The organism is Nocardioides sp. HDW12B, from assembly GCF_011299595.1.
In the GTDB taxonomy this organism is placed as follows: Bacteria; Actinomycetota; Actinomycetes; order Propionibacteriales; family Nocardioidaceae; genus Marmoricola_A.
This window is the reverse complement of the sequence record NZ_CP049867.1, coordinates 1964796-1991762: the sequence shown is the minus strand read 5'-3', so window position 1 is coordinate 1991762 and position 26967 is coordinate 1964796. Positions and strand designations below refer to the sequence as shown.

26 protein-coding genes are annotated in these 26967 nt (G+C 73.4%); 10 read left to right on the top strand and 16 right to left on the bottom strand.

Features of this window, described 5'->3' with window-relative positions:
- Window positions 1-166: 166 nt before the first annotated feature.
- Window positions 167-781, top strand: a complete 615-nt coding sequence (locus tag G7072_RS09320; protein WP_206063335.1) for a class I SAM-dependent methyltransferase — start codon at window positions 167-169, stop codon at window positions 779-781.
- A 23-nt stretch (window positions 782-804) separates the two neighbouring features.
- Here G7072_RS09320 and G7072_RS09315 read toward each other — a convergent pair whose 3' ends face one another.
- Together G7072_RS09315 and G7072_RS09310 are read right to left on the bottom strand one after the other, a co-directional pair.
- A complete protein-coding gene (locus tag G7072_RS09315; RefSeq protein ID WP_166085698.1) occupies window positions 805-1365 on the bottom strand; it encodes a DUF2231 domain-containing protein in 561 nt (186 codons plus the stop codon).
- A gap of 68 nt (window positions 1366-1433) precedes the next feature.
- Window positions 1434-2027, bottom strand: coding sequence for a hypothetical protein (locus tag G7072_RS09310; protein ID WP_166085696.1), 594 nt, complete (start codon window positions 2025-2027; stop codon window positions 1434-1436).
- A 156-nt stretch (window positions 2028-2183) separates the two neighbouring features.
- Here G7072_RS09310 and G7072_RS20205 point away from each other — a divergent pair, with 156 nt between their 5' ends.
- The 3 genes from G7072_RS20205 to G7072_RS09300 are packed head-to-tail and all read left to right on the top strand — an operon-like array spanning window position 2184 to window position 4385.
- Window positions 2184-2312, top strand: a complete 129-nt coding sequence (locus G7072_RS20205; RefSeq protein ID WP_277343410.1) for a hypothetical protein — start codon at window positions 2184-2186, stop codon at window positions 2310-2312.
- Complete coding sequence (locus G7072_RS09305) at window positions 2309-3451, top strand: N(5)-(carboxyethyl)ornithine synthase (protein WP_166085694.1); 1143 nt, start codon at window positions 2309-2311, stop codon at window positions 3449-3451. The genes G7072_RS20205 and G7072_RS09305 overlap by 4 nt, the downstream gene beginning before the upstream one ends.
- 40 nt (window positions 3452-3491) lie before the next feature.
- Window positions 3492-4385 (top strand): alpha/beta hydrolase, encoded by an 894-nt coding sequence (locus G7072_RS09300; RefSeq protein WP_206063334.1) that lies wholly within the window; start codon window positions 3492-3494, stop codon window positions 4383-4385.
- Between the two features lie 15 nt (window positions 4386-4400).
- On the opposite strand, the gene G7072_RS09295 is transcribed toward G7072_RS09300, so the two are convergent.
- From G7072_RS09295 to G7072_RS09270, 6 genes are read right to left on the bottom strand one after another with little or no spacing between them, the layout of a single operon-like run.
- Window positions 4401-4652, bottom strand: coding sequence for a hypothetical protein (locus G7072_RS09295; RefSeq protein WP_166085691.1), 252 nt, complete (start codon window positions 4650-4652; stop codon window positions 4401-4403).
- 33 nt (window positions 4653-4685) lie between these two features.
- Window positions 4686-6335 (bottom strand): peroxidase family protein, encoded by a 1650-nt coding sequence (locus tag G7072_RS09290; RefSeq protein WP_166085689.1) that lies wholly within the window; start codon window positions 6333-6335, stop codon window positions 4686-4688.
- Window positions 6332-8674: a C1 family peptidase gene (locus tag G7072_RS09285; protein ID WP_166085687.1), complete on the bottom strand. Its 2343-nt coding sequence runs from the start codon at window positions 8672-8674 to the stop codon at window positions 6332-6334. Before G7072_RS09285 ends, G7072_RS09290 begins: the two co-directional genes overlap by 4 nt.
- 15 nt (window positions 8675-8689) lie before the next feature.
- The gene (locus tag G7072_RS09280; RefSeq protein ID WP_166085685.1) at window positions 8690-10492 is read right to left on the bottom strand and encodes a peroxidase family protein; all 1803 of its coding nucleotides are present in this window, start codon (window positions 10490-10492) and stop codon (window positions 8690-8692) included.
- On the bottom strand, window positions 10489-12420 hold the full coding sequence (locus tag G7072_RS09275; RefSeq protein ID WP_166085683.1) for a GMC oxidoreductase: 1932 nt from the start codon (window positions 12418-12420) through the stop codon (window positions 10489-10491). Before G7072_RS09275 ends, G7072_RS09280 begins: the two co-directional genes overlap by 4 nt.
- 9 nt (window positions 12421-12429) lie before the next feature.
- Window positions 12430-12813, bottom strand: coding sequence for a hypothetical protein (locus G7072_RS09270; protein ID WP_166085681.1), 384 nt, complete (start codon window positions 12811-12813; stop codon window positions 12430-12432).
- Between the two features lie 210 nt (window positions 12814-13023).
- Between G7072_RS09270 and G7072_RS09265 the strand changes: the two genes are divergently transcribed.
- A complete protein-coding gene (locus tag G7072_RS09265; RefSeq protein ID WP_166085679.1) occupies window positions 13024-13683 on the top strand; it encodes a hypothetical protein in 660 nt (219 codons plus the stop codon).
- Window positions 13684-13698: 15 nt separating this feature from the next.
- Here G7072_RS09265 and G7072_RS09260 read toward each other — a convergent pair whose 3' ends face one another.
- The 4 genes from G7072_RS09260 to G7072_RS09245 form a co-directional block, all read right to left on the bottom strand.
- On the bottom strand, window positions 13699-16203 hold the full coding sequence (locus tag G7072_RS09260) for a glycoside hydrolase family 65 protein (RefSeq protein WP_166085677.1): 2505 nt from the start codon (window positions 16201-16203) through the stop codon (window positions 13699-13701).
- Window positions 16200-17000 (bottom strand): beta-phosphoglucomutase family hydrolase, encoded by an 801-nt coding sequence (locus G7072_RS09255; RefSeq protein WP_166085675.1) that lies wholly within the window; start codon window positions 16998-17000, stop codon window positions 16200-16202. The genes G7072_RS09260 and G7072_RS09255 overlap by 4 nt, the downstream gene beginning before the upstream one ends.
- Before the next feature lie 498 nt (window positions 17001-17498).
- On the bottom strand, window positions 17499-17789 hold the full coding sequence (locus tag G7072_RS09250; RefSeq protein WP_166085673.1) for a DUF1330 domain-containing protein: 291 nt from the start codon (window positions 17787-17789) through the stop codon (window positions 17499-17501).
- A gap of 79 nt (window positions 17790-17868) precedes the next feature.
- Window positions 17869-18888, bottom strand: a complete 1020-nt coding sequence (locus tag G7072_RS09245; RefSeq protein ID WP_240917230.1) for a 1-aminocyclopropane-1-carboxylate deaminase — start codon at window positions 18886-18888, stop codon at window positions 17869-17871.
- 71 nt (window positions 18889-18959) lie between these two features.
- On the opposite strand from G7072_RS09245, the gene G7072_RS09240 reads away from it, so the two are divergent.
- Complete coding sequence (locus G7072_RS09240) at window positions 18960-19733, top strand: SDR family oxidoreductase (RefSeq protein WP_166085671.1); 774 nt, start codon at window positions 18960-18962, stop codon at window positions 19731-19733.
- A gap of 119 nt (window positions 19734-19852) precedes the next feature.
- Window positions 19853-20611 (top strand): maleylpyruvate isomerase family mycothiol-dependent enzyme, encoded by a 759-nt coding sequence (locus tag G7072_RS09235; RefSeq protein WP_166085669.1) that lies wholly within the window; start codon window positions 19853-19855, stop codon window positions 20609-20611.
- 30 nt (window positions 20612-20641) lie between these two features.
- Here the strand turns inward: G7072_RS09235 and G7072_RS09230 are convergent, their stop codons facing one another.
- The gene (locus G7072_RS09230) at window positions 20642-21322 is read right to left on the bottom strand and encodes a hypothetical protein (protein WP_166085667.1); all 681 of its coding nucleotides are present in this window, start codon (window positions 21320-21322) and stop codon (window positions 20642-20644) included.
- Window positions 21323-21478: 156 nt separating this feature from the next.
- Here G7072_RS09230 and G7072_RS09225 point away from each other — a divergent pair, with 156 nt between their 5' ends.
- Window positions 21479-22786, top strand: coding sequence for an HNH endonuclease signature motif containing protein (locus tag G7072_RS09225; protein WP_166085665.1), 1308 nt, complete (start codon window positions 21479-21481; stop codon window positions 22784-22786).
- Here the strand turns inward: G7072_RS09225 and G7072_RS09220 are convergent.
- Together G7072_RS09220 and G7072_RS09215 are read right to left on the bottom strand one after the other, a co-directional pair.
- Complete coding sequence (locus G7072_RS09220; protein WP_166085663.1) at window positions 22783-23142, bottom strand: hypothetical protein; 360 nt, start codon at window positions 23140-23142, stop codon at window positions 22783-22785. The two genes, G7072_RS09225 and G7072_RS09220, sit on opposite strands and share 4 nt — an antisense overlap.
- A gap of 80 nt (window positions 23143-23222) precedes the next feature.
- Window positions 23223-24026 carry a hypothetical protein gene (locus tag G7072_RS09215; protein WP_166085661.1) on the bottom strand — a complete coding sequence of 268 codons (804 nt, stop codon included), beginning with the start codon at window positions 24024-24026 and terminating at the stop codon, window positions 23223-23225.
- Window positions 24027-24238: 212 nt separating this feature from the next.
- Here G7072_RS09215 and G7072_RS09210 point away from each other — a divergent pair, with 212 nt between their 5' ends.
- Window positions 24239-24952 carry an enoyl-CoA hydratase gene (locus G7072_RS09210; protein ID WP_166085659.1) on the top strand — a complete coding sequence of 238 codons (714 nt, stop codon included), beginning with the start codon at window positions 24239-24241 and terminating at the stop codon, window positions 24950-24952.
- A 109-nt stretch (window positions 24953-25061) separates the two neighbouring features.
- Here G7072_RS09210 and G7072_RS09205 read toward each other — a convergent pair whose 3' ends face one another.
- Window positions 25062-25355: a DUF2218 domain-containing protein gene (locus tag G7072_RS09205; RefSeq protein WP_166085657.1), complete on the bottom strand. Its 294-nt coding sequence runs from the start codon at window positions 25353-25355 to the stop codon at window positions 25062-25064.
- A gap of 58 nt (window positions 25356-25413) precedes the next feature.
- Here G7072_RS09205 and G7072_RS09200 point away from each other — a divergent pair, with 58 nt between their 5' ends.
- Window positions 25414-26934 (top strand): fatty acyl-CoA synthetase, encoded by a 1521-nt coding sequence (locus G7072_RS09200; protein WP_166085654.1) that lies wholly within the window; start codon window positions 25414-25416, stop codon window positions 26932-26934.
- The last annotated feature ends 33 nt before the right edge of the window (window positions 26935-26967 follow it).

Below are 26967 nucleotides of genomic sequence, written 5' to 3'. Positions count from 1 at the left end.
GGCACCCGGGGTGACCCGGGGCGTCGTACGCCGGCCTCCGTGCGTTGCGCGCGGTGCGCCGCACGTCGTCGACGACGTGGGGACGGGGGTCTGAGGTCGTTGCCGACGTGAGGCTTCCCGCGCGTCGGTGTCCGGAGTAGCGTCAGGTCCCGACGAAGGGACCGTCGTGGGCGTCTACGAGAAGCACGTGCTGCCGCGCATCCTCGACGTGGCGTGCGGGATGAAGGTGGTCGCGCCCCTGCGCGAACGCGTCTGTGCCGGGCTCACCGGCGACGTGGTCGAGGTCGGCTTCGGGTCCGGCCACAACGTCGCGTTCTACCCGGCCGCGGTCCGCTCGGTGGCGGCGGTCGAGCCGGCCGACGTGGGCTGGCGCCTGGCCGCCGACCGGGTAGCGGCCAGCAGCGTGCCGATCACGAGGGCAGGGCTCGACGGTGCGTCCCTGCCGTTCGGCGACGACTCCTTCGACAGCGCGGTGTCGGCCTGGACGCTGTGCACGATCCCCGACGTGGAGCAGGCGCTCCGCGAGCTGCGGCGGGTGCTGCGACCCGGCGGCACGCTGCACTTCGTCGAGCACGGGCTCGCCCCCGACGCCGGGGTCGCGCGCTGGCAGCACCGGCTCGAGCCGCTGCAGAAGCGGATGGTCGGCGGCTGTCACCTCACCCGCGAGATCGTGCCGCTCCTCGAGGCCGCCGGCTTCACGCTGCGGGAGGTCGACGTGTTCTACGAGGAGGGCGCGCCGAAGGTGCTGGGGGCCGACACCCTCGGCGTCGCGGTGGCCTGAGCGGCGCCCGGTTGCTCGACGGCTCAGGCGTCGGCCGTGGCGTACGCCGGGTGGCTCGTGCCGACCCCGCGCCCCGCGGCGAGGTGGCCGCCCAGGTAGGAGCCGAGACCCGCGACGGCCGCGCCGACCAGGGCCAGCCGTGCTCCGCCGGCGTGCCGTCCCTGCCGCCGGGCGAGCCACGAGGCGGTGTAGACCCCGGCCGCGGTGGCGTTGGTGACGGCGTGGACGAGCCCGACGCGTCTGTCACGGGTCCCGGTCTGCGTCCACTCCGCCCAGCCGGTCCACGCGGTCGGTCCGACGGCGAGCAGGCCGGTGCCGACCAGTCGTTGGGCCGACGGTGCGGAGTCCTTGCCGCCGACGAGGTCCAGCACGGTCGCCGAGGTCCAGGAGCCGAGCACAAGGTCGGTGAGGACCGGGTGCACGGCGTGCCCGAGCCAGTCACCGCGCAGCAGCGACGCGCGCCGGCCGGTGCCGAAGGCGGCGGTGACGGGTCCCTCCACGGCCCGCACCGGACCGTCGAGGACCGAGGCCTCCTCGAGCCGGCGGGTCAGGCGCACGATCAACGGACGGTCGGTGGGACGCATGCGGTTCTCCTACGGCTGGGGGGAGGGACCCCTCGATCATCGACCACCTCCGGCGCAGACGGCACCCCCTAGGGTGCGGAGGCGAACCAGGGGTGGTGCAGGTCGTAGAAGCGGGCGTCCTGGAGGAGCTCGCGGAGCCGGTCCTCCACCTCGGCGGGCGCGGCGGTCTGCTCGCCCTGGCGGGCCGACGCCTCGTCGGTGAACGCCACGGTCTCGATGAAGGTGCCGTCCGCCTCCAGCGCCAGCGTGCCGCCGATGATCTCGGGCCGCAGGTCGCGCAGCATCGAGGCCTCGGCCAGCATGGCCTTGGCCCGCTCGGGGTCGCTGACCCGGCCGCGGATGACCTGGACGAAGCCGGCCTCGTCGGAGCCACCGTCCAGGAAGAGCGTCACGTCGTCGCAGTCGTGGAACTCGACGGGGCCGTCCATGAGGGCGCGCATCCGCTCGGCCCAGGCGGCCTGCTCGGGGCGGTCGGAGTTCGCCATCGCCGCCTCGCGCGACTCGAAGCGGACGACCCCGATGAACATGTCGTCGTCGGTGAAGCCGTAGGTGCCGCCCAGCCAGCCCGGCGCGTGCGGGGCCATCTCGGTCCGCCACGACTCCGCGAGTGCTCGCAGCTCGTCGTGGCGGGTGCAGGGCCCTTGGATCACTTGGATGAACATCCCGGTCTCCGATCGTCGGGCACCTCCCGGTGAGGTGCCGGTCCTTCGACGCTAGGCACTGCGGCCCCCTCCCGCCACGGCCGGTCCAGACCCTCTTCCCACCCGGCGTACGGTGGGAGGTACGGAGCCATCCAGGCTTCCGACCAGGGAGCCACCATGAGCGACAAGTCGCCCAGGCAAGGCATGACCAAGAAGTCCGGCAAGTCCCTCAAGGAGAAGCGCGCCGACAAGCGCGCGAAGTCCAACCCCGAGCCCACGACGCTCATCAACGCGAAGAAGAAGTGACGCTGCTGGGTCTCGGTGTCGTCGGCACCTCCGCGAAGGAGAACGAGCGCCGGCTCCCGCTGCACCCGGAGCACCTTCCGCACCTCGACGCGGACCTGCGCGCCCGCATCACGCTGGAGCACGGGTACGCCGAGGGCTTCGGCGTGCCCGACGCCCAGCTGGCCCCGGTCGTGGCCGGGTTCGCCAGCCGGGAGGAGATCCTGGCGACCTCGGACGTGGTGCTGCTGCCCAAGCCGCAGCACGGCGACGTCGCCGCGATGGGGCCGGGCCAGGTGCTGTGGGGGTGGCCGCACTGCGTGCAGGACACGGTTCTCACCCAGCTGGCCATCGACCGGGGGCTGACCGTCATCGCCTTCGAGGCGATGAACCACTGGACCCGCGACGGGGCGGTCGGGCTCCACGTGTTCCACAAGAACAACGAGCTCGCCGGCTACTGCTCGGTGCTGCACGCGCTGCAGCTCGTCGGCACCACCGGTGACTTCGGTCGCCGGCTGTCGGCCGTCGTCATCGGCTTCGGGGCGACGGCCCGCGGGGCGGTCACGGCGCTCAACGCCCACGGCGTGCACGAGGTCGCGGTGCTGACCAACCGCGGTGTGGCAGCCGTCGGCTCGCCGATCCACTCCGTGCGGATCCGGCAGTTCGACCACGACCCCGACGACCCGACGGTGAGCCACGTGATCACCGACCGGGGCCGGGAGCCGCTGGCGGCGTACCTCGCGGAGAACGACATCGTCGTCAACTGCACCCTGCAGGACACCGCGGCGCCGCTGGTCTACCTGCAGTCGGAGGACCTCGTGTCGTTCCGCCCCGGCAGCCTCGTCGTCGACGTGTCGTGCGACGAGGGCATGGGCTTCAGCTGGGCGCGCCCGACCAGCTTCGACGAGCCGATGATCGAGGTCGGCGAGCGGGTGCACTACTACGCCGTCGACCACAGCCCGTCGTACCTCTGGGCCTCGGCGACCTGGGAGAACAGCGCCGCGCTCATCCCGTTCCTGCGACCGGTCCTCGAGGGTCCGCAGTCGTGGGCGGGCGACGAGACGCTGAGCCGGGCCGTGGACGTGTGGGACGGGCGCATCATGAACCCCGCCGTGCTCGCCTTCCAGAACCGCGCCGAGGAGCAGCCGCACCTCATCGGCTGAGCAGGGTCCTCCGGCGGTCGATCGGTGGCACGATCGGGCCATGTCATCGATGCCCTCCACCACGTTCACCACCGGGGAGTTCACCTCACCCGTCGACGGCACGCGCCTGGCGACGTACGCCTGGACCGACGTCGCGCAGCCGCGCGGCGTCGTGCAGGTGGCCCACGGGCTCGCCGAGCACGCGGCGCGCTACGACCGTGTGGCCCAGGCCTTCAACGCGGCGGGGTACGTCGTGCACGCGGCGGACCACCGCGGGCACGGGCACTCGATCACCGAGGTGCCCGGTGACTTCGGCGAGGCCGGCTTCGACGGCCTGATCTCCGACGTCGCGGCCTTCGGGGCCCACCTGGCCGAGCAGCACCCGGGTCTCCCGCTGGTGCTGGTCGCGCACTCCATGGGCTCCTTCGCCGCGCAGTCGGTGCTGCTCGAGCACTCCGGGCAGTACGCCGCGGTGGTGCTGTCGGGGTCGACCGCCCTCGACGTGCTGGCGGCCGGCATGGCGGAGGCGGCGGCCCGGTCCGACGAGCCCGCCGGGCTGGAGGCCTTCAACGCCGGCTTCGAGCACCGCACCGGCTACGAGTGGCTCTCGCGCGACGAGGCCGAGGTCGACGCCTACGTGGCCGACCCGCTGTGCGGCTTCGACCTGCCCGAGGCCACCGTGCCGTCGCTCTTCGGGGCGGCCGGCACCCTGGCCGACCCCCAGCGGCTGGCCGCGATCCGCTCGGACCTGCCGCTGCTCGTCGTCTCGGGCCAGGCCGACCCGCTCGCCGGCGGGGGCGACCTCGTCCAGCTCCTGGGGCAGCGCTACCGCGACGCCGGGGTCGCCGACGTCACCGTCAGCGTCCGCGAGGGAGCCCGCCACGAGGTCTTCAACGAGACCGACCGCGACGAGGTCGTGGCCGAGGTCGTCGGCTGGGTGCAGGCCCACAGCTGAGCCGCGGCCCCTGCCTCACTTGCTGCGGACGTTGACCGCCGCCAGGCCGTTGACCAGGGCCACGATGCTCGACCACGCCCCGATCTCGGCCTCGCCGAGCCAGCCCCAGCCCTTCGCGCTGCCGTAGGCGACGATGATCGAGCCGAGCGCGCACAGGACGTAGACGCTCAGCCGGGTCGGCGGGTTGAGGTTGAGGGTGAGACCGGCCGGGGGCCGGCCGGCGGGCGCGTCAGCAGGTGGGGTGGCGGACGGGGTGGCGGCGGACATGAGGACCTCCTGGGTGGGTGGACGGGGAGCGGGTCAGCCCCCGCGCGGGGCACAGGTGAACGTGGCGACGACGTCGTCGGGCCGACCGGCGTTGCGGGCGACGATGTCGGCCAGCGACGCGGTGCCCGTGATCACCTCCAGGCCCTCGGCGGAGAAGGTGGCGGCGTTGAAGACGCTCCGGGCCAGCAGCGGGTTGGTCAGGGCCTGGGTGAAGGCGTCGTTGGCGACCATGGTCATGAGCAGGTCGCCCATCATCAGGTAGTCGGGGTACTCCTCGGCGAAGATGCCGACGTACCACTCGAGGGCGTCGATGTCGGGGCCGTAGAGCGCCTGCAGCCGCTCGCGGACCACGGCGTCGCTGGTGAGGTCCTCGTAGGACCGCATCCGGCGCAGCCCGTAGGAGGCGCGGTAGTCGTTGTACGACGCGAGCCGCGCCTTGCGCATCAGCGCCACGGTCCGCTCCTCCAGCGAGGGGTGGTCGGGGCGTGAGCGGTCGACGAGGAAGGTCGGGGTGTTGAAGAGCCCGATCTTGGCGGCGGGGGACTGCGAGCACTGGGTGACCAGGGCGTCGAAGCCCCGGTCGACCACGAGCGCGTTGTTGTTGAGGAAGTCCGACGGTCGCAGCCGGGCGTCACCCGTGCCGATCGACTCCGGCACGAGCGAGTGCCAGCGGTAGAGCAGGTTGAACTCGATCGCGATCCGGTTCGGCCGGTTCCAGCGCTCCTTGTCGGCGATGAACGGCACCGCCTCGAGCGCGAAGTCGAAGGGCCCGATGTGGCGGATGTAGTCCTCCACCACGACCTTCAGCAGCAGCACGATGAGCACGTTGCGGGTCGTCTCGAAGAGCCGGTCGTCGTCCCAGTCGGGGTGCGCGCCGGCCAGGAGCCCGGCGACCCGGTTGTGCTCGCGCAGGAAGAGGACGTTGAACAGCGTGTTGCCGATGGTGGCGTTGCCGTGCTCGAGACCGACGGCGAAGACCTGGTCGCTGCGCTCGTCGCCCGCGCCACCGAGGATGGTGTCGATGACGAAGCGCTCGTCGTGCAGGCCCTCGAACTCGGGGCGGAAGCGCCGCGGCTCGCCGGCGACCCGGTCGGTGAGCAGGTAGGTGGGGAACTCCTCGCCGTCGATGAGCTGGCTCTTGAGCCGCCCGCCGTGACCCGAGCGAAGCATCCGGGTCTGGCGCGGTCCGAGGCCGTAGATCTGGCAGAGGTCGATGTTCTGCGTCGAGGTGTTGCGGCGGAAGTCCTCGCGGCTGGTGCGCAGGAAGCTGTCGGTGAACCACTGGGCGAAGAACATGAACCACACGCTGGTGTCGGTCGACGGGATCTCGCGCTCGCGGCGGAAGAGCGCGACCACGTCCTTCTCGTCCGGCCACGCCGCGACCTCCTCCGGTGTCGCCGGGGGCAGGTGGCGGCCGGTGTACTGCGCGTCGTTGAGTCCCGTCCACGTCGTGTAGTCGGCGTGCATGGTCAGCGCGCGCGGGCGCGGCGGCGTCGCGTAGGCGTAGTAGTTGATGAACGTGGCGCTCGCCGCGCGCCGCAGGGCGGGCACGGAGGTGAAGCGCCCCAGCACTCCGGGCAGCCGGGAGGTGGGGCCGGGCCCCAGCCGCGGGTACGACGCCCCGAGCCGGCGGGCGAGCCGGGGGAGGGACTCGGCGAGGGGCGGACGGGGCTGGTCGCTCATGTCGGGTCCTCGGGCTGGGGTGCGGGTGGCGCGGAGGGGGTTGAGGGGGAGGAGGGTGCTGAGGGTGCCGCGGGCGGGGAGGTCCAGCCGTGCCGGGCGAGGGCCGACATCACCCGGCTGGGCGTCGTGGAGGACGGGTCGGGCGGCCGCACGGCGGTGGTGGTCGTGGTGGTGACGCTCGCGCCGGCCAGCGGCTGCACGGGCGCCTGCACCTCGGCGGTCACCGCCTCGGGCGGCTGGTCGTCGACGCCGACCGGGTCGGTGACCACGCTCGCGGCGGTGGCCTCGGCCGGCAGGTGCGGGGCGTACTTGCGCCGGGCGCTCACCGCCTCCTCACCGACGATGCGCAGCACCACGGACGTCATCGTGGGGCTGTCGTCGTCGAACCCGCCGTGGGTGGTGGACTCCGACTGCTGGTCGGGCTCTGTCCCGGAGCCGGTCCACACGAGCTCGCCGCCCGCGGACGCGACGCGGTCGGCGTACGTGCCGCCCTGCACGTCGGTGGTGGCGAACCGCGCCATGCCCACCAGGGGGACCTCGCTGCGGTTCCGCTCGGGCGCCTCGAAACCGCGCGCGACCAGGTAGAGCAGCGACTTGTGGTAGGCGGTGACCGGTCCCAGGGGGAGCGAGTCGTCGAGCTCGGCGCCGGGGTCGAGCCCGAAGGCGGTGAACCGCTGCACCCGCCCGGCGGCGATCTCGGGCAGCACGCGCTCGGTCCACACGTCGGTGCGCAGCGCCCCGGCCAGGTAGGTCAGGCTCGCCACCGGGACACCGGCCTCGGCCAGCCGCTCGGCCACGCCGACCAGGAAGATCGCCCCGGCGCTGTGGCCGACCAGGTGCACCTCGGGACGCGGCCCCTGCGAGCCGTCCTCGGGGTAGGTCGCGAGGTGCGCGGCCAGCCGGGCGACGAACATCGACGCGCCCGGCAGGTCGTCGGTGGCCGTGGGGTCGGGCAGCGGAGCGGCGGAGGCGGCGTCGGCGTTGTCCTTCATCTCGCGCCAGATCCAGCGGAAGCGGGAGCGCACGCGGTTCTCCACCCAGCGGTCCACGCCCTCGGTGAGGTCGAGCGACCACGCCCCGGCGGGCTGGTGCCGGCCGAGCTGGTCGCGCAGCTCGTTCTCGATGGTCTCGGCCAGACCCGTCTGCCAGGCGAAGGTCACCGGGTAGATCTCGTTGCGCAGCCACCAGCCGAGCTGGCGCTGGGCGACGTCGAGGCCGGAGCGCTCGCTGTTGAGCCCGCCGTGGGCGTAGAGCACGATGCGCGGGGGAGTGTCGGTCCAGCCCCGGTGCCGCTCGGCCATCCGGGTCACGATGCGGTCGAGCTGCGCCGGGCTGCTGGTGAAGCGGCCGGTGCGCGACAGCCGGCCGTCGTTGCCGAGGTTGACGACGTGGTCGCCCAGGCGCTGCAGGTCCGGCCCCGGGGCGTCGACGAGGAGTCCCCCGGAGGTGGCCAGGATCTTGCGGCGGGTGCGCTCGGACACGACGGCGGGGACGCCGGGGCGCGCGACCCAGGCGTCGTAGCCGGAGTCGAGCCAGTCGTCGTACGGCAGCGTGGCGAAGCCGCCCTTGCCCCACTCGGGCCCCCAGGAGTTCTGCACCAGGAAGCCGACGTCGTTGTAGCCGACGATGCAGAAGGCGTGACCGCCCAGGGAGCGCGAGGCCGGGGTGCGGTCGATGACGGTGAGCCGCTGCTCGACGCCGTCGACGGTGCGGACCAGCGGGACGGGGTGGTTCCAGCCGTCGTGGATGGCGGCGGAGACGACCACGGCCGACAGCTCGGCCACCGCCGACTGGACGTCGTCGAGACGGGCGGTGCCGACGCGGTAGAAGGCGCCGAGCGGGTGGCGCGCGGCCGCGGCCAGGACGGCGGGGTCCTCCAGGTCCGGCTCGGGGCTGGTGTCGAGCCGCGGCCAGTCGGAGTCGCGGAGGACCCCGTGGTAGTACCAGCCCTTGAGCGCGCCCCGCAGCGACGAGCCCGCCTCGGCCTCGCCCTCGAACTCGTCGTAGCGACGGGCCAGGGCGTAGAGCATGTAGGGACTGACGTGCACCCCGGCGGCCGGGTCCTGACCGGCCAGCACCGCGTTGATCATCGCCGCGACGGCGTGGCCGGTGCACGAGCTGCCCTCCTGGCGCAGCACGAAGCGGTCGGCCGGGCGGCACTCGAGCTCCGGGGGCAGGGCCTGGAGCCGTGGCCGGAACTGCAGGTCACGCTCGTCGAACACGTCGGGGACGACGTCGGCGGCGAACGTGCCGTGGTCGAGGACGACCTGCCCGGCGTCCGTCCGCGGGCCGGGTGGGGGGCCGGGTGGGGGGCCGGGTGGGGTGAGGGTGTCGGTCACGGGTCCGCTCCCGTCTCAGGCGTGGGTACGCCGCCAGGCGGCGAAGGCGTTGTCGACCCCGGTCAGGGCCGGACGCAGCTCGGGGTGGTGACGCAGCAGCACGCTCGCCATGGAGGTGTCCCGGATCCAGTCCAGGCCGACCTGGGTGTAGACCGCCGGGGTGTAGTAGTCGGTGAAGAAGCGGTCGCTGTTGAGCCGGCGCGAAGCCATCAGCACGAAGACGCGGAAGGCGGTGTCGCTGAAGGCGAAGCCCTGGGGCCGGCGCTCGGCGAAGAGACCGACGCTGAGGTCGACCCTCTCGATGTCGCCGCCGTAGACGTCGCTGATCTCGCGGGCCCACTCCGGCTCGGCCGCCAGCTCCTCGAAGGTGCGGAACGGCTCGAGGTGCATGAGCCGGCGGAACTCGTTGTAGCGGGGCACGCCGAGCTCGCGGGTCCGCAGGATGTCGACCGCGCCGAGGTCCATGACGCGACCGTCGGGCCGGGTGAACTCCTGCAGGAAGCGCGGGAAGTTGTGCAAGGTCACCAGCCCGGGGGGCTGGGTGCCGAAGGAGTACAGCAGGTCGGTCAGCCCGTGCTCGCCGATGACGTCGTAGGCCTGCGGTCCGGTGAGGTCGGCGAAGGTGAGGTCGCGGGTCACCGCGTCGTCGGCGACCCGGCGCAGCGTCCAGTCGTCGCGCAGCAGCGGGTGCATGCGGTAGACGGAGGTGAACTCCTCGGTGAGGGAGTAGGGCACGCCGTAGTGGTCGGCGTGGCTGCCCGGGATCCCGCTGACGATCTCGCTGTCGCTGAGCCGGCCGAAGAGCCGGGCGGCGCGCTCGCCCGCCAGCCCGAACCAGTTCGCCCGCAGCGCCGTGACGGTGGTGGGGTGGCTGATCACGGCCGGTGTCCACTCGACGGTGTGGATCTTGGCCAGCAGGGCGGCGTTGACCAGCCGCGCGCGCTGGAACAGCTCCTCGTCGCTCCACTGCGGGTACTCCCGGCGCAGCCGGTCGCAGATGGCGTTGTGCTCGCGGGCGAAGAGCGTGACGAGCAGGGCCAGGCCCACCCAGAAGCCGGGGATCGAGGCGGGATCCTGCTCGGGGTCGGAGGGGCGCGGGACGTGGCCGTCCTCGGTCAGCAGCAGCTTGCCGTCGACGTGGCTGCGCCGTGCGTGCGCCGCCTCCTCGCTCTCGCCGTAGATCGAGGAGCCGTCCCACCAGTGCGTGAGCACGTTGACGGTGGTGGGGGCACCGGTGGTCCCGGGCGGCCGGGTCGGGTCCTGCCGGGTGCGCAGCACGGTCATCGGCCGGTCCGGCCAGGGGTCGTCGTCGGCGAGCTCGACCACCCACGGGTTCTCCTGCGGGCTGGAGCCGTGGCTGAACCAGTCGTGGATCATGAACTGCAGCCAGGCCGCGACCAGCGAGTTGACCCCCTCGGCGGCCGCGAGCTCGTGCCGGGTCAGCAGGCGTCGGCTCACCTCGCGCGGGCTCGGCGTCAGCACGTCGTGCTCGGTGACCTCCGGGATCGCCGCGAGCGGGATGTTGCGCCCGAACCGGCTGCCGGCCATGCCCATGGCCGGGTCGTCGAGGTCGTTCCAGCTGCCGTCGGGGGTGCGCTGGGTGCGTCGCCTCGGGTCCGGCGGCGACGGGACCGGTGGGTCCTGCGTCGGCAGCAGCTGGGTGTCGGCGAGGTTCTGCTGGCGCAGCCGGGTCCGGACCCCCACCAGCACCGCCAGCCCGAGCGGCTTGGGGAGCCGGTGCCACCCACGGCGGTGGTCGACGTACTCGGCGACCTTGACGTAGGTCCGCCAGAAGCCCGAGGTGCGGTACGTGCTCATGCGTGCTCCTTGCTGGGGTGGGTGGGTGCCGTGCCGCGCTCGCGCGCGCTGCGGAGGATCACGTCGCTGGCCTTCTCGCTGACCATGTAGGTGGGCAGCACGACGAAGAAGCCGGGGATGCGGGGGAAGACCGAGGCGTCGACGACCCGGAGCCGGTCCACCCCGTGGACCCGGAACTCGGAGTCGACGACCGCCATCGGGTCGTCGGCGCGCCCGATCCGGGCGGTGCAGGAGGCGTGGTGGCCCCACGCCTCGTCGGCCACGAACCGGCGCAGCTGCTCGCGCGTCGCGACCGCGGGACCGGGCACGACCTCCTCGACGAAGATGTCGGAGGTGCTGCGGTTGAGCTCGCGCACGATCTCGACGCCGCGGACCACGTCGTCGAGGTCCTGCGCGACGTCGCCCTGACCGGGCGGGCCGTCGTCGGCGCCCTCGTCGAAGTAGGAGAAGCACACCGCGGGGGCGTCGCGCGGGTCGTCGCTGCGGAGCCTCACCGTCCCGGCGGTGTTGCCGGTGTGGGCCTTGAGCACGGCCCAGGTGAAGCGCCGTCGGCTCTGCGACAGCGAGGCGGAGTAGCCCGGCGCGTAGCCGCGGAAGTCGGCCGGGAGCCCGAACAGGAACAGGTCCGGGTCGCGCAGCTCGGGGCGGGACTTGTGCACCAGGGCCACGAGCGCCCCGTTGGTGGCGTAGATGCCCTTGCCCTGCTTCCACTCGTCCCAGTGGCTGTCGGGCTCGTCGCCGTCGCGCCAGGGCCGGAAGGCGGCGCCCTCGAGCAGGGCGAAGTCGTCGCGGGCCTCGCTGACCACGCCCACCTCGTAGCGGTCCTGGAGGTTGCGGCCGACCCCCGGCCGGGGCACCCGGCAGGCGATGCCGTGGCGCGCGAGCTCCTCGGGCGGACCGATCCCCGAGAGCATCAGCAGCTGCGGGGTGTTGAACGCGCCCGCGCTGACGACGACCTCGTGTCGGGCGTGGACCACGGTCCGGGTCCCCAGGTCGGCCTCGCTGGGCTCCCGGCTGGCCCGGTAGGAGCGCGGGGCGACGGCGTACTCCACCCCGGTCGCGGCGCCGTGCTCGTCGATCACCACCCGGCACGCGAGCGCCCCGGTGCGGACGGTGAGCCGGTCCGGGTGCGCCCGGGCGGCGCCGAGAAGCCGCTCCCGGGCACCCGTGCGGCCGGTGGCCGTGATCGAGGTGGGGACCTGCCACAACCCCTCACCGCCGTGCTTGACCGTCTCCCAGTCGTTGGGGTCGGTCTTCGCAGCCAGCGGCTCGGTGGCCGACAGGGGCCGGCCGAGCAGCGCAGCCAGCGACGACTCGAGGGCCTCGAGGAGGACCGTGCGCAGCGCGGAGTCGCGCACCACCAGGGCCGGGTCGGCCAGGCGGGTCTCGAGCCAGCCGTCGAAGCCGTGGCGGCTCTTGTTGACGTAGCGGTCCGAGACCAGGGGGAGCTCGGCCAGGATCCGTGCCAGCCAGCGCTGCCGCGGCAGCATGCGCGGGCGGTCGCGGTAGGTGCAGCGCTCGAGGCGCTCGAAGTAGCTGCGCATCGCCCCGGCGCCCCAGGAGCGGTCGCCGGTCAGCTCGGCGATGCCGTCCCAGTCGCTGTTGTGGGGGTAGACGGTGATCATCGCGTTGTGGGCGGTGCAGCCCCCGAGGGTGCCGGCGCGGGGGTAGAGCACGCCCTTGCCCGGCACGCGCTTGGAGTCGCGGTCGGCACGCTGCTCGTCGGCGTAGTGCTCGACGAAGACGTCCCAGCTCATCGCCGCGTCCTCGGAGGCCAACGCGTGGAAGGCCGGGACCGGGTAGACGTCGGGGGTGTCGTCGCCCCCGGCCTCGAGCACCAGCACCTCGTAGCCCGCCTCGGCGAGGTTCGCCGCCAGGGGCGCGCCACCGGCGCCCGACCCGACGATGACGAAGTCGACGGTCTCCATCGGCCGGGGTCAGGCGCCGGCGCGACGGGAGGCCACGAGGGCCAGGAGGGTGTTCAGGCCGGAGATGCCGATGAGCATCGCGCCGGAGCGTGGTGGCACGGCCCGCTGGACCGTGAGCAACGTGGCAGTGACGGTGTCGGAGGCGTGGATCAGGGGCGCCTCGGCGACGCTGCGCGAGCGCGCCTCACCCGGTCGCCGCAGCAGGTCGCGGCCGATCAGCACCGTCCTGATGCCGAAGAGCCGGAAGGCGTAGACCGCCGCAGGGCTCGGGGGGTCGTCCGGGTCGATCCGTGAGATGAGGAGGTTCGGGGCGACGAGACCCAAGCCCCCGTTGACGATCCGGATGAGTCCCAACGACGTGCGTGCGACTCGGCCCCAGGAATCCTCAGCCATGACAAACCCCGATCACGACGGCCCGCTCGTTCCGTCCTTCTTGTCATCGTGATGACAACGGGGTTCGCGGTCAAGGGACGATCGGTTCTGGAAGCTTCAAGCGCGGTGAGCTGACAAATGATGTTGTCGCTCCACCCGTCCGCGGGCGGCAGGGACGCGAACCTCCTGTGCCGGCACAGCTGTCGGTGCATCCCGCCAGAGGAGTTCCCCATGTCTCGAACCGTCTCGTCCGCCCGTTCCCGTCGCGCCGCGGCTGCCCTCGCCCTCAGCCTCACCGCCGGTCTGGGTCTCGGTGCCTGCGGCGTCTTCGGCGGCGACGCCCCTGAGCCGGTGGCCAGCATCGACGCCGTGACGGGCGACACCACGCAGGTCACCCTCGACAAGGGCTTCGTGAAGGCGCTCGGTCAGTTGGGGCTCCAGCCCGGCACCGTCGGCTCGGGCAAGCTGGTCAAGGGTGCCCTGCGCTTCCCGATCACCGGCGGCAACGTGACGGTCTTCGAGCCCGGCGAGGTGTCGCCGTACGTGATCGGCCAGCTGCAGCACGAGGGGTCCGGCTTCTCGCTGGCTGCGGGCGGCACGACGGTGCGGATCACCAACCTCAACGTCGACCCGGGCGTCTCGCGCGTCTACGGCGACGTCAGCGTCAACGGGAAGTCGGCGGCCTCGAGCGCCTTCATCTTCCAGCTCGACGGGCGGTCCCTCAAGCCCCTGGCGAGCGCGGCGCGCACGGCGACGCTCGAGGGCACCAAGGTGAAGGTGTCCCCGGTGGCGGCCCAGCTGCTCAACACGACCTTCAAGACCAAGGCCGTGAAGCCGGGCCTGCTGGTGGGGATCGCCAAGATCACCGTCGACACCAAGTCCGGCGCCTGACGGCTCGCCCGTTCCTCAGGTGGCGCGGGGGAGGGACGCGGTGATGACCGAGCCGTCGCTGCGGCGTACACCCTCGGTGCCCCAGGGCTTCGGCAGGCCGGGGATCCGGTCCCCGTGCCCGTCCAGGGGTACGACGACGGGCGCACCGGCGGTGACGCGGACCTCCTGCCCGCGCACGACGAGCTCTGCGCCCTCACCGGTCTCCAGGGTCAGCGTCACGGCGTCGGCCTCCACCCGCACCCGGACCCGGCTGCGGTGCAGCGTGATCCGGAAGGTCAGGGCGTCGAAGGTCTCGGGCAGGCGCGGGTCGAGCGTGAACACGCCCCCGTGGTCGCGGAACCCGCCGAAGCCGTAGACCAGCGCGCTCCACACGCCGCCCGTCGAGGCCACGTGGACCCCGTCGCTGGCGTTGCCGTGGATGTCGGCGAGGTCGACGAACATCGCCTGGTAGAAGTAGCGCAGCGCGAGCTCGGCGTAGCCGACCTCGGCGGCGATGATCGACTGCACCACCGCGGACAGCGTCGAGTCGCCGGTGGTGATCGGGTCGTAGTACTCGAAGTTGGCGCGCTTCTGCTCGGGCGTGAAGGAGTCGCCCTGCAGCAGCAGCGCCAGCACGACGTCGGCCTGCTTGATGACCTGGAAGCGGTAGATCACGAGCGGGTGGTAGTTGAGCAGCAGGGGCAGGTTCTCCCGCGGGGTGGCCTCGAGGTCCCACACCTCGCGGTCGAGGAACTGCGAGTCCTGCGGGTGGATGCCGAGGTGCTCCTCGTAGGGCAGCATCAGCCGCGACGCGGCGCGCTCCCACTCCGACACCTCGTCGTCCTCGAGGTGCAGCCGCGCCACCACGGCGGCGTGGTCCTCGGGCCGGTGGTCGGCCAGCCAGCGCACCGTCTTGGCGGCGTTGCGGAGGTTGTCGCGCGCCATCACGTTGGTGAAGAGGTTGTCGTTGACGACGGTGGTGTACTCGTCGGGCCCGGTCACGCCGTGGATGTGGAACACGCCGTCGCCGTTGCGCCGCCAGAACCCGAGGTCGGCCCAGAGCCGGGCGGTCTCCACGAGGATGTCCACGGCCTCCTTGGCCATGAAGTCGCGGTCGCCGGTGGCCTCGACGTACTGGTTGAGCGCGAAGGCGATGTCGGCGTCGATGTGGTACTGCGCCGACCCCGCGGCGTAGTAGGCCGAGGCCTCCTCGCCGCTGATCGTCCGCCAGGGGAACAGCGCCCCGCGCTGGGTCATCTGCTGGGCGCGGAGCCGGGCGGCGGGCAGCAGCCCGTAGCGGAACCGCAGCGCCGCGCGGGAGCACTCCGGCGAGGTGTAGGTGAAGAACGGCAGCGTGTAGACCTCGGTGTCCCAGAAGTAGTGGCCGCTGTAGCCGCTGCCGGTCACGCCCTTGGCCGGCACGCCGGCGCCCTCGGCCCGGCCCGCGGCCTGCGCGAGCTGGAAGAGGTTCCACCGCACCGCCTGCTGCACCTCGGGCGGTCCCTCGACCTCGACGTCGGAGCGCTCCCAGAAGCCGTCGTACCACGCGCGCTGGCGCTCGTGGAGCAGGTCGGCACCTTCCGACACCGCGCGGTCGAGCGTCCGGCGGCAGCGGCTGACGAGCTCGGGCACGGGGATGCTGCGCGAGGTGTGGTACGTCGCCACCTTGACGAGCTTCACCGGGACCCCCACCTGCGCGTCGACGCGGTAGGTGATGCGGGACGCGTTGGGGTCGTCGTGGTGGTAGTTGGAGGAGAACTCGTTGTCGGTGGTTAGCTCGTGGTCGACCGCGACCGCGATCGTCATGCCCGACTCGGCGCAGCGGAAGCCCTGCACGAAGCGGCCGGTCTCCTCCTTGACGCCCAGGGGCTGCGGGATCAGCACGCGGCGGTCGAAGACCTCGGTCTTGCGCGGGTCGACGGCGGCGGCGAGCGCGGCGGTGCGGACGTAGTACTCGTCCTCGCCGTCCTGGCGGTTGAGCAGCAGCGAGGAGATCGCGACCGGCGCGGGGGCGTCGAGCAGGGTGACCTCGAAGGTCATCACCGCGAGGTGGCGGTCGGACATCGAGACCATGCGGGTCGAGTCGACCTGGACGCGCTTGCCGCCCGGCGTGCGCCACACGAGCCGGCGGCGGACGAGCCCGTCGCGGAAGTCGAGCGTGCGCGAGTAGGTGTCGAGGTCGGCCACCGACAGCAGCAGCGGCTCGTCGTCGACGTACAGCCGGATCGGCTTGCAGTCCGGCACGTTGACCATCGTCTGGCCGACGCGGGCGAAGCCGAAGGCCTCCTCGGCGTGCTGGATGGTGAAGGTCTCGTGGAAGCCGTTGATGTAGGTGCCGTGCTCGTGGCTGTCGCGGCCCTCCTCGACGTTGCCGCGCATGCCGAGGTAGCCGTTGGCGACCGCGAACAGCGTCTCGTTGCGGCCCAGGTGGGCGCCGTCGTAGCGGCACTCGGCCAGGCGCCAGGGATCGATCGGGTAGACGTGCCGGTCGAGGCGGTCGCGGGCGGGGGTCGGCGTGTGGGCCGCGCCGACGACGCTCACGCGGTGGCCTCCCGCTCCGCGAGCAGGCCGGGCACGAGCTCGGCGAGGTCGGCGACGACGAGGTCGGCACCGTTCTCCCTCAGGGCGTCGGCCCCGGCGCCGCGGTCGACGCCGATCACCAGCCCGAAGTCGCCGGCGGCCCCGGCACGGACGCCCGAGATCGCGTCCTCGACCACGACGGCGCGCGCCGGCTCGGTCTCGAGCAAACGGCCGGCGTAGAGGTAGGTGTCGGGCTCGGGCTTGCCCGGGAGCCCCTGCTCCTTGGCGACCCGGCCGTCGACGACCGTCTCGAAGCGGTCGAGCAGGCCGGCGGCGCGCAGCACGTCGGGGGCGTTGGCGGAGCTGGAGACGATCGCGACGCGCACCCCGCGCTCGAGCAGGCGCTCCAGGAGGTCGACCGAGCCGGGGTAGGCCTCGACGCCGTCGCGCGCCAGCACCTCGCCGAAGGCGTCGTTCTTGCGGTTGCCGAGCCCGCACACCGTCTCCGCCTCGGGGCCGTCGGAGGGGTCGCCGTGGGGCAGGTCGATGCCGCGCGAGGCCAGGAACGCCGCCACGCCCTCGTAGCGGGGCTTGCCGTCGACGTGGGCGAAGTAGTCCTCGTCGGTGTACGGCGCCTGTGCGTCCTGGCCGGCCTGCCCGTCCTGGCGGTCCTGCCTGCCGCGGGCGGCCAGGAAGTCGTTGAACATCGTCGACCAGGCCCGCATGTGGACCTCCGCCGTGGGCGTGATGACGCCGTCGAGGTCGAACAGCACGGCGTCCAGGTGGGCCCAGTCGGGGCCACCACTGCGGGGGGTCATGCCTCCAGGGTAGGGACTCGGCGTGCCCCCGGTGCGACGTGACGAGGAGTGGGCACGCCGCGCGGTCACGCGCGGGGTCGCGCGCCGGCGCGCGTGCTGGTCACGCTTGGTGTCACACGGCTGTCACACGGGGGCAAAGGGAGCGACGATCGGGCGTGCCAACGTGGCCGCCATGACCCAGGACACCACCTCCCGCCCGACCTCCTCGGCCCGCCTCGCCGACATCATCGGAGCAGGGAACGGACCAGCCGCGGGACCCGGAAGCGGCGCTGCCGCTGCTGGACCGAGGCGCTCGCGGATCCCGCGGGCGCCGCGACCGGAGGGTCGCTCGCACCGCTGCACGCCTCGGGTGCTCACCCACCCCCACGTGGTGGGCGGGCTCGTCGTCTGCCGCGGCTGCGGGCGCGTGGCCGAGCTCGGGGAGTCCCGCGGTCCGCGTGAGGTGCCGTCGCAGCGGGTGGCCTGAGGGGAGCACCCGGTGGTCGGGCCGGTCGGGCGTCAGTCGATGCCGGGCACGATGCGCAGGTCGCGGACGGCGCCGCCGTCGAGGGCGGCCAGCGCCTCCTGGTAGGCGGGGGAGTCGTGGGCGGCCTGCGCGGCCTCGACGGAGTCGAAGCGGATGAGCACCGAGCGGGTGGTCTGGCCGGCCTCGTAGGTGGCCCGGGGCGTTCCCCGGGCCAGGAAGGTCCCGCCGGCGCCCGTGAGGGCCGGGCCGGCGAGCTCGGCGTACTTCTTCAGCTTGGCCTCGTCGGTGACCTCGACGTACAGACTGATCCAGTAGGCGCTCATGCGCGCCATCCTGCCCGAGCGCCGCGACCGGCTCCTCGCCGACCCTCCCGGCCCCCGCGCTGCCCTAGGACGGGCTGGCCTAGAAGATGCCGCTGTACGCGTTGAGCGCCGGCTGCCCGCCGAGGTGGGCGTAGAGCACCGTCGAGTCCCGCGCGATCTCCCCGTCGAGGACCAGGTCGACGAGGCCGGCCATCGACTTGCCCTCGTAGACGGGGTCGATGATCATCCCCTCGAGCGAGCCGGAGAGCCGGATGGCGTCGATCGTCGACTGCACCGGGATGCCGTAGAGGTCGCCGGCCCAGCCCTCGAGCACGGTGATCTCGTCGTCGCGCAGCTCCCGGCCGACGCCGATGAGGTCGGCGGTGTGGCGCGCGATGCGCGCGACCTGGGCGCGGGTCTTCTCGAGCGTGGCCGAGGCGTCGATGCCGATGACGCGGCGGGGCCGGTCCTGGCCGGCGAACCCGGCGACCATGCCGGCGTGGGTGGAGCCGGTGACGGTGCAGACGACGATCGTGTCGAAGAAGACGCCGAGCTCGGCCTCCTGCTGGGCCACCTCCTGCGCCCACTGCGCGAAGCCGAGCCCGCCGAGCGGGTGCTCCGAGGCACCGGCCGGGATGCCGTACGGCGTGCCGCCCGCGTCCCGGACCTCCTGCATCGCCTCCTCCCACGACGAGCGGATGCCGATGTCGAAGCCGGCCGGGTCGAGGCGGACGTCGGCGCCCATGATGCGCGACAGCAGGATGTTGCCGACCTTGTCGTTGACCGCGTCGGGCCAGTCGACCCACTTCTCCTGCACCAGCCGGGCCTTGAGGCCGAGCTTGGCCGCGACCGCCGCCACCTGGCGCGTGTGGTTGGACTGGTAGCCGCCGATGGACACCAGCGTGTCCGCACCCTGGGCGAGCGCGTCGGGGACGATGTACTCCAGCTTGCGGGTCTTGTTGCCGCCGTAGGCCAGCCCGGAGTTGCAGTCCTCCCGCTTGGCCCAGATCTCGGCGCCGCCGAGGTGGGCGGTCAGCCGGTCCAGCCGGTGGACCGGGCTGGGGCCGAAGAGCAACGGGTAGCGGTCGAAGCGGTCGAGGTGCACGGGCGGGCTCTCCATCTGGGGCAGGGGCGGCGGTCGCGGGTGGGTGCCCATCCTGGTCGTGAGTGGGGGCGCGCCACAATGGCCCCATGACCTCCTCTGCCTCGCCCACCTCCGCACGCACCGCCGTCGTCACCGGAGCCAGCAGCGGGATCGGGGCGGCCACCGCCCGCCACCTCGCCGCCGAGGGCTTCCACGTGGTCTGCGCCGCCCGACGACTCGAGCGCATCGAGGCGCTGGCCGCGGAGATCGGCGGCACGGCGATCGCGTGCGACGTCACGTCCCCCGACGACGTGGCGGCGCTGGCGTCGCGCGTGGGCGAGCGGCTCGACGTACTCGTGAACAACGCGGGTGGCGCGTTCGGGGCGTCGCCCGTGTCGGAGGCGAGCGCCGAGGACTGGCGCGCGATGTACGAGGTCAACGTGATCGGGCTGGTGCAGGTGACCAAGGCGCTGCTGCCGGCGCTGGTCGCGAGCGGCGCGGGCGTGATCCTCAACGTCGGCTCGACCGCAGGACGCATCGCCTACGAGGGCGGCGGCGGCTACACCGCGGCCAAGCACGGCACCCAGGTCGTCACCGAGACGCTGCGCCTGGAGCTGTTCGACCAGCCGGTGCGGGTCTGCGAGATCGCGCCGGGGATGGTGCGCACCGACGAGTTCGCGCTCGTGCGCTTCGACGGCGACCAGGAGAAGGCCGACGCGGTGTACGCCGGCGTGGCCGAGCCGCTGACCGCCGACGACGTCGCCGACGCCATCACCTGGATGGTCACGCGCCCCTCGCACGTCAACATCGACGAGCTCGTGATCCGGCCCCGCGCGCAGGCCGCGCAGCACAAGGTGCACCGCGTCCACGACGACTCCTGAGCTGTTCCCACGGGGTCCGCGACCGGCCGCCGAACGCGGGTCGGAGCCCTCGCCTCCCAGGTCCGGACCACTCGGTCGCGTCCCTGGACAGCCGCCGGTGACGCGCGCACACTCCTCTCGTGTCCAGCAGTCCGCAGCGGCACCGGACAAAGCAGGACTCGCGTCTGCCCCAGGTCACGCGGGAGGACGCGACGCGTCGTGCTGCGACCGAGTACGCACGCGTCGTGGCCCTGCTCGAGACGTTGGGCCCCGAGCAGTGGCGGCGGCCGACCGAGTGCCCGGGCTGGGACGTGCGGGCGATGGCCGGCCACATGCTCGGCATGGTGCAGATGGTCGCGAGCGTGCCGGAGATGGTGCGGCAGCAGGTCGGAGCCGGTCGACGCGCGAAGCGTGACGGCGTCGTGCTGGTGGACGCGCTGACGGCCCTCCAGGTCGACAAGAACGCGTCCCTGGCCCCTGAGGGACTGATCGCCGAGATGCGTCGTCTCGCTCCCCGGGCGGTCCGCGGCCGGTCGCGGGCGCCGGGTCTGCTGAGGCGTCAGACGATCCCCGACGGGGACGAGTGGTGGACCCTGGGCTACCTGTTCGACGTGATCCTCACCCGCGACCCGTTCCTCCACCGGGTCGACCTGACGCGCGCCACGGGGGCCGAGATGGTGCTGAGCCCCGAGCACGAGGGCGCGATCGTGGCCGACGTGGTGGCCGAGTGGGCCGACCGCCACGGTGCGGCGTACGACCTCGAGCTGACCGGCCCGGCGGGCGGGCGCTGGCAGCGTGGCGAGGGGGAGCGCCTCACCCTGGACGCGCTCGACTTCTGCCGCGCGCTGAGCGGGCGGGCTCCGGCCGAGGGCCTGCTGCGCACCCAGGTGCCGTTCTGAGCGGGGCCCGGCCGACCCCCGGGTGCGGGCTCAGCCCGAGCGGCCGACGCCGAGGGCGTCGAGGACCGCGGTGCCGCCGTCCAGGACGCCTGCGACCGTCCCGTCCTGGCCCCCCGCTCCTGGCGGCGTCGCGTGGGGGTCGTCGGTCAGCCGCACGTCGCGGCAACCGTAGTCGTCGACCACCGCCCCGGTCAGGTCGCCGTCGTGGCTGGACACGACCATCCAGCGGGGGCCGAGGTCGTCGGTGCACCCGCCGCTGCGGTCTGCGGGGGCGAGGCCGTCCAGGGCTCTCGTCAGTCGGGAGAGGTCGGTGACGGGCTCGGGGCGACCCGCGCGTCTCCATCCGAGGACGGTCCCTCCGGAGGAGGTCGTCCCGACATCGACGCTGCCGTATTCGCACACCCAGGCCGTGTCCGGCTCGAGAAGGGTCGGCATCTCGTCGGCGACCTCCTGGGTGCCGAACCCGTGCCCCGACGGGTCCTCGCCGACCGGGAGCGTCCTCGGGCAGGGGCGACCGCCGGCCTCCGTGAGCTCGTCGGCCCTGACCTGCGGGCGGTCCGCCGCGGCGGTGCCCGACCCGGGCACGGCGCACCCGGCGAGGGCGAGAGCCGCGGCGACCAGGCCGAGGCGCGCGGCCCCGCGGATGGTTCGGCCAGCGGCGAGGGAGCGGGTCTTGCCAGGGGCCGAGATGCTGATGTCCGGGGTCGGCATGACAGTTCGACGTACGTGCGTTCGCCGCGGTTCCCGCGACGGGCGGCGGCCGCGGCACGGGGTCGTCGGAGCCTTCGCGGAAAAGGGCGTCGGATCCGCTGCCGCTCCTCGAACGTCTGATCGTATTGTGTCGGAGGGTCCTGGCACCGTGGTCGCATGACGAGGGACGCAGCGACCGCACGGCCGGTCGAGGAGCGCCCGCAGCGCCTCCACCGGTACGCCGGACGGCTGCTGGCCTCGCTCGACGAGGTGACGGGCGCGGGGGTCGGCGGGGTGGCGGTCGGCTGCCTCGACGCGACGGAGGCGGCCGAGACCGTGCTCGAGCTGGGGAGGGTGATCGCGCGGCTCGAGGGGCTGCGCCTGGCGGTGCTCGCGCACGGCGACGCGATCGACCTGGCCCGCAACGTCCCGGGCCCGGCGACGGGGGACACTGCCGGGTGGTTGACCGCCACGGCGCTGATCCATGCGCGTGCGGCGCACGCCGAGGTCCGCCTGGCGGAGGACCTCAGCGATCGCTACCGGGCGACCGCGGACGCCCTGCTGGGCGGGCGCATCGACGCGGCCCAGGCACGAGCCGTGGTCCAGGCGGTGAACCGGCTGCCCGACTGGGTCGAGGCCGAGGACCGGGCCAGGGCCGAGAGGCACATGCTCGAGGAGGCGTCGCGCCTCGACGCCGTGCAGCTGCGCGCGGTCGGCCGGCGTTTGCTGGAGGTCGTCGACCCCGCGGGTGCCGAGGCCGAGGAGGCCCGGCGCCTGCAGGCCGAGGCCGACGTCGCCGACGCCCGGACGTCCCTGTCGATGTGGGACGACGGCACGGGCACCACGAACGTCTGGGCGAAGCTGCCGACCAGCCGCGGCGTGATGCTGCGCAAGGCGCTGCACGCGATCGCGAACCCCCAGCTGGCCGACGCGATCCCGCGCACCGACCGGACCCAGCCGCAGGTCATGGGGCAGGCGCTGTGCCGGCTGCTCGAGTCACTCGATCCCGACGACCTGCCCAGCAGCGGCGGGCTCAACGCCGCGGTCGTGGTCACGATGAGCCTGGAGACGCTGCTCGGCGGTCTGGGCGCCGCGACGCTCGACTCCGGCGACCGCATCGCGCCGGGGGAGGCCCGCCGGATGGCCTGCGCGGCGGGCGTCATCCCCGCCGTCCTCGGGTCGCGCGGCCAGCTGCTCGACCTGGGGCGCCGGGCGCGACTCTTCTCGAAGCCGCAGCGGGTCGCGATGGCCGTGCAGCAGGGGTTCACCTGCGCGGTGGAGCGCTGCGACCGGCCGACGGCCTGGGCGGACGCCCACCACCTCGACGGCTGGGCTCGGGGCGGGCGCACCGACGTCGCCGACGGTGTCCTGCTCTGCGGGCGCCACCACACGCTGGCCCACCACCCCGACCACCACGTCCAACGCCTCGGCCCCGGACGGGTCAGCATCGACCGCGCCCCACGAGCGGCGCCCCTGAGGCACTAGCCGGCAGGAGTCAACGTCGGTGGCGCGGGGAACGGCAGGTCGAACGTGTCCGGCTCGGCCCCGACGGCGGAGGCGGCGCCGAGCTCGTCGGCGACGACGACGATGCCGGACGTGCCGGCCTCGCCGATGCGCACCACGCGCGTCTCCCCGCTGGGGAGCGTGAGGTGGTAGCGGTCGGCGAGGTAGCCGATCCCGAGCTCGGTCAGCGTCTCCTCGGTCTCCAGCCAGTCGAGGGGCGTCTCGGTGCGCCGGCGCCCGAGCAGGTCGACGGCGTGGAACCCCTCGCCCGCGGGGACGGCCCACCCCACCCGCTCACCGTCGGTACGGCGGCACTCGATCCACGTGGCGGGCAGCATCGCCCCAGGGTAGGGGCCGCCCCGGCTGGTCGTGAGTCACGAGGGCCGGGCGTCGGGGGCGCGGCCGCCGGCCTTCTCGCTCAGGGGTTGACGACCTCGCAGCCGATGAGGATGCGCGACGGGCCCACGCCACGGACGACGTCGGTGCCGGCGCCGCAGTCGATCGGGCTGCCGTTGCCCTCCCAGTCGGTCTCGATCTGGTCATCACCGGGCCCGGCCACGATGATGTCCGAGCGCGGCCAGTAGTCCTCGGCGGCGACGATCACGTCGTTGCCGGGCCCGCCCAGGATCACGTCCTCGTTGTAGCCGCCCCGGAGGACGTCGTCGTCAGCACCGCCGTCGAGGACGGTCTGCCTCGGTCCGGGCGGGCCGTCGTACCCGCTCCAGCCGATGACGTCGTCGCCGGGTCCGCCGCGGATGACGCAGTCGTCCCGCCCGCCGTAGAAGTCGGCCGTTGACCCGGGAGCCCGGTCGTCTCCGGCGCCGAGCTCGATGGCGAGGCAGCCACGGGCACTGGCGAAGTAGCGGTCGTCGCCGTCGCCCAGGTCCGCGGCCCAGGCGTCGATCACCGTGTCGGGCCCGGGCCCGGCCTGCACCATGTCCTGGCCGCCGGTGATGCCGGGCGGGTTCACGTGCCGGTCGGCGCCGTCGCCCAGCTGGACCAGGTCGGCGCCACCGTCGGTGCGCACCTGGTCGTCGCCGCCCCGGGCGGTCACGAGGTCGTTGCCGGCGAACCCGCGGATCGTGTCGGCTCGCGCGGTGCCGCGCAGGACGTCGTCGCCACTGGTGCCGTTGACGGTCGCGGCGACCGCGGGCACGGCGAGCGCCGTCAGCGCTCCGAGCAGGACGAGGCCGCCGTACCGGCGACCGGACAGGTGCTTCATGGTTCCTCCCCGTGGTCGGTGGCTGCGGGTCCGGGCAGCCTGCCCTCGACGGTGCACGCACCGGCGCCACGATTTCCAGGCCGTCCGGCCCTTCCCGGGCGGGATCGGGTGACGACCGGGAGCACGCGCGGCCGGGGACGGCGAGGAACCTCACACCGGTCGGAGGCGGGACGCGTCCCCGCGGCCCGGACGCTCCGCCTAGGGTTCCGAGCATGCTGGCGACCCGACGTGACGGACCCGTGACGGTGCTCGAGCTGCAGCGCGAGGAGCGCCGCAACGCCCTGGACCTCGACCTGTGCCGCGCGCTCGCCGCGGAGTCGCAGAGGGCGGTGGACGACGGCGCGCGCGTGCTCGTGGTGACCGGTGCCGGGACGGCGTTCTGCTCCGGTGCCGACCTGGGCGGCGTGTACGGCGACGAGTTCATCGAGGCGCTCTACGGGATGCTGCACGGCCTGACGCGGCTGCCGGTGCCCGTCGTGGCGGCAGTGAACGGACCGGCCATCGGCGCCGGCACCCAGCTGGCGCTGGCCTGCGACCTGCGGGTGGCCGACACGTCGGCGGTGTTCGGCGTACCGACCGCGCGCAACGGGATGGCCGTCGACGCCTGGACGATGCGCATCCTGGCCGCGGTCGCCGGCGGGGGAGTCGCGCGCCGGCTCATGCTGGCCGCGGAGACCGTCGACCGCGACGCCGCGCTGGGGTGCGGTCTCGCCGACCGGGCCGGCACCCTCGAGGACGCGCTGACCTGGGCCCACGAGATCGCCGCCCTGGCGCCGCTGACGCTCGCCCACAACAAGCTGGTCCTCAACGGGGGCGCCGACGACGCGGTGCAGGCGAGCTTCGACGCGTGCTGGGCCAGCGACGACGTACGCGAGGCGGCGACGGCGCGCTCCGAGAAGCGCGCGCCGGTCTTCACCGGCCGCTGAGTCGCCCCGCTCGAGCGAGCCCAGCCCGATCGAACCCAGCCCGCCCCTCTCGGCCGAGCCCAGCCCGGCCTCTTCGGTCGAGCCAAGCCCAGCGCCGCAGCGGGGCGGGTCAGCCGCCGGCGGGGTCCCAGGTGACCACCAGCTCGTCGCGCTGGCCGAACCGCTCGAGGTGGCGCGCCACCACCTCGGCGAACCGGACGACGTCCTCGCCGTCCGGGACCGAGACCTCGATGTCGAGACTGCCCTCGCGCGGGGTGAGGACCAGCACCTGCCCGTCGTGCCAGTCCATCCGCGAGGACGTACCGTCGTCGCTCTGCGTCCCGCGCTCGGACCAGTGGCTCAGCAGCTGCTTGGCGTAGCGCTCGGGGCGGTCGGTCGGCATGATGCCGGTCAGGGTCTCCATGGGTTCCTCCGCGGTCGTCTCACCCCGACGGTAGCCCGCCGCGTGGCAGGGTGAGCGGATGAGCGACCCGCGCAGCAGCACCGTCGACGCCATCGTCCACCGCAGCGCCGCCCGCACCCCGGACCGGGTCGCGCTCACCTACGAGGACCGCTCCTGGACGTACGCCGAGCTCGACGCGGCCGTCTCGCGCGCCGCGGCCCACCTGCTCTCGCTCGGGCTGTCCCACGGCGACCGGGTGGCGACCGTCGGGGCGAACTCCGACGCCTACCTGCTGGCCTTCCTCGGCTGCGCCCGTGCCGGGCTGGTGCACGTGCCGGTCAACTACGCCCTGACGGGGCGGGAGCTGGGCTACGTGCTGGCCCAGTCCGGCAGCAAGGTGGCGCTCGTGGACCCCGCCCTGCGCGCCAACGTCGAGGCGGTGCGCGAGCAGACGTCGCTCGGGCAGGTGCTGACGCTGCACGGCGACGACGACGCGGTGCTGGCCACCTGGTCCGCCGGCGAGGTCCCGGAGGTCGCGTCGGAGGTGGCCGACACCGACCTGGTGCAGCTGCTCTACACCTCCGGCACGACCGGGAACCCCAAGGGCGCGATGATGACGCACCGGGCACTGGTCCACGAGTACGTCTCCTGCGTGATCGCCCTCGACCTCACCGAGGAGGACCGGCCGCTGCACAGCATGCCGCTGTACCACTCGGCGCAGATGCACGTGTTCCTGCTGCCCTCGCTGATGGTCGGCGCGACCAGCGCGCTGCTGACCCGGCCCGACGTCGGGGAGATCATGCGTCGCGTCGAGGCCGACGCCGTCACCGCGCTGTTCCTCGCACCCACGGTATGGGTGCCGCTGGCGAACCACGAGGAGCTCGCGACGCGCGACCTGTCCTCGCTGCGCAAGGGCTACTACGGCGCCTCGATCATGCCGGTGCCGGTCCTGCAGCGGCTCCAGGGTCGGCTGCCGGAGCTCGGCTTCTTCAACTGCTTCGGGATGTCGGAGATCGCCCCGCTGGCGACGGTGCTCCGCCCCGAGGAGCACGCCGAGCGCCCGGAGTCGTGCGGCCGGCCGGTCACGTTCGTCGAGATCGACGTCGTCGACGAGGACGGCGACCGCGTGGACCCGGGCACCCCCGGCGAGCTGCTCTACCGCTCACCGCAGCTGTGCACCGGCTACTGGGACGACGACGCCGCCACCGCGGAGGCCTTCCGCGGCGGGTGGTTCCACTCCGGCGACATGGTGGTGCGCGACGAGGCGGGCTACATCACCGTCGTCGACCGCATCAAGGACGTGATCAACACCGGCGGCGTGCTGGTCGCGAGCCGCGAGGTCGAGGACGCGCTCTACACCCATGACGACGTCGCCGAGGTGGCCGTGGTCGCGACCCCCGACGAGCGGTGGATCGAGGCGGTCACCGCGGTGGTCGTGCTCCGCGACGGCGCCACGGCCGACGCCGAGACGTTGCGGGCGCACGCACGCGAGCACCTGGCGGCGTACAAGGTGCCGAAGCGGGTGCACTTCGTCGACGAGCTGCCGCGCAACCAGAGCGGCAAGCTGCTCAAGCGGGTGCTGCGCGACGACCTGGGCTGACGGTCGCGACCGCGACCGGGCCGCCTGGACGGC

Bases quoted from the DNA above. Each gene is read 5' to 3' on its own strand.
- G7072_RS09215 (WP_166085661.1), bottom strand. From the start codon at position 24,026: ATGAAGCACCTGTCCGGTCGCCGGTACGGCGGCCTCGTCCTGCTCGGA.
- G7072_RS09290 (WP_166085689.1), bottom strand. From the start codon at position 6,335: ATGAGCGACCAGCCCCGTCCGCCCCTCGCCGAGTCCCTCCCCCGGCTC.
- G7072_RS09220 (WP_166085663.1), bottom strand. From the start codon at position 23,142: ATGCTGCCCGCCACGTGGATCGAGTGCCGCCGTACCGACGGTGAGCGG.
- G7072_RS09280 (WP_166085685.1), bottom strand. From the start codon at position 10,492: ATGAGCACGTACCGCACCTCGGGCTTCTGGCGGACCTACGTCAAGGTC.
- G7072_RS09295 (WP_166085691.1), bottom strand. From the start codon at position 4,652: ATGTCCGCCGCCACCCCGTCCGCCACCCCACCTGCTGACGCGCCCGCC.
- G7072_RS09225 (WP_166085665.1), top strand. From the start codon at position 21,479: ATGACGAGGGACGCAGCGACCGCACGGCCGGTCGAGGAGCGCCCGCAG.
- G7072_RS09210 (WP_166085659.1), top strand. From the start codon at position 24,239: ATGCTGGCGACCCGACGTGACGGACCCGTGACGGTGCTCGAGCTGCAG.
- G7072_RS09300 (WP_206063334.1), top strand. From the start codon at position 3,492: ATGTCATCGATGCCCTCCACCACGTTCACCACCGGGGAGTTCACCTCA.
- G7072_RS09265 (WP_166085679.1), top strand. From the start codon at position 13,024: ATGTCTCGAACCGTCTCGTCCGCCCGTTCCCGTCGCGCCGCGGCTGCC.
- G7072_RS09250 (WP_166085673.1), bottom strand. From the start codon at position 17,789: ATGAGCGCCTACTGGATCAGTCTGTACGTCGAGGTCACCGACGAGGCC.
- G7072_RS09200 (WP_166085654.1), top strand. From the start codon at position 25,414: ATGAGCGACCCGCGCAGCAGCACCGTCGACGCCATCGTCCACCGCAGC.
- G7072_RS09310 (WP_166085696.1), bottom strand. From the start codon at position 2,027: ATGTTCATCCAAGTGATCCAAGGGCCCTGCACCCGCCACGACGAGCTG.
- G7072_RS09230 (WP_166085667.1), bottom strand. From the start codon at position 21,322: ATGCCGACCCCGGACATCAGCATCTCGGCCCCTGGCAAGACCCGCTCC.
- G7072_RS20205 (WP_277343410.1), top strand. From the start codon at position 2,184: ATGAGCGACAAGTCGCCCAGGCAAGGCATGACCAAGAAGTCCGGCAAG.
- G7072_RS09270 (WP_166085681.1), bottom strand. From the start codon at position 12,813: ATGGCTGAGGATTCCTGGGGCCGAGTCGCACGCACGTCGTTGGGACTC.
- G7072_RS09255 (WP_166085675.1), bottom strand. From the start codon at position 17,000: ATGACCCCCCGCAGTGGTGGCCCCGACTGGGCCCACCTGGACGCCGTG.
- G7072_RS09245 (WP_240917230.1), bottom strand. From the start codon at position 18,888: ATGGAGAGCCCGCCCGTGCACCTCGACCGCTTCGACCGCTACCCGTTG.
- G7072_RS09275 (WP_166085683.1), bottom strand. From the start codon at position 12,420: ATGGAGACCGTCGACTTCGTCATCGTCGGGTCGGGCGCCGGTGGCGCG.
- G7072_RS09240 (WP_166085671.1), top strand. From the start codon at position 18,960: ATGACCTCCTCTGCCTCGCCCACCTCCGCACGCACCGCCGTCGTCACC.
- G7072_RS09205 (WP_166085657.1), bottom strand. From the start codon at position 25,355: ATGGAGACCCTGACCGGCATCATGCCGACCGACCGCCCCGAGCGCTAC.
- G7072_RS09315 (WP_166085698.1), bottom strand. From the start codon at position 1,365: ATGCGTCCCACCGACCGTCCGTTGATCGTGCGCCTGACCCGCCGGCTC.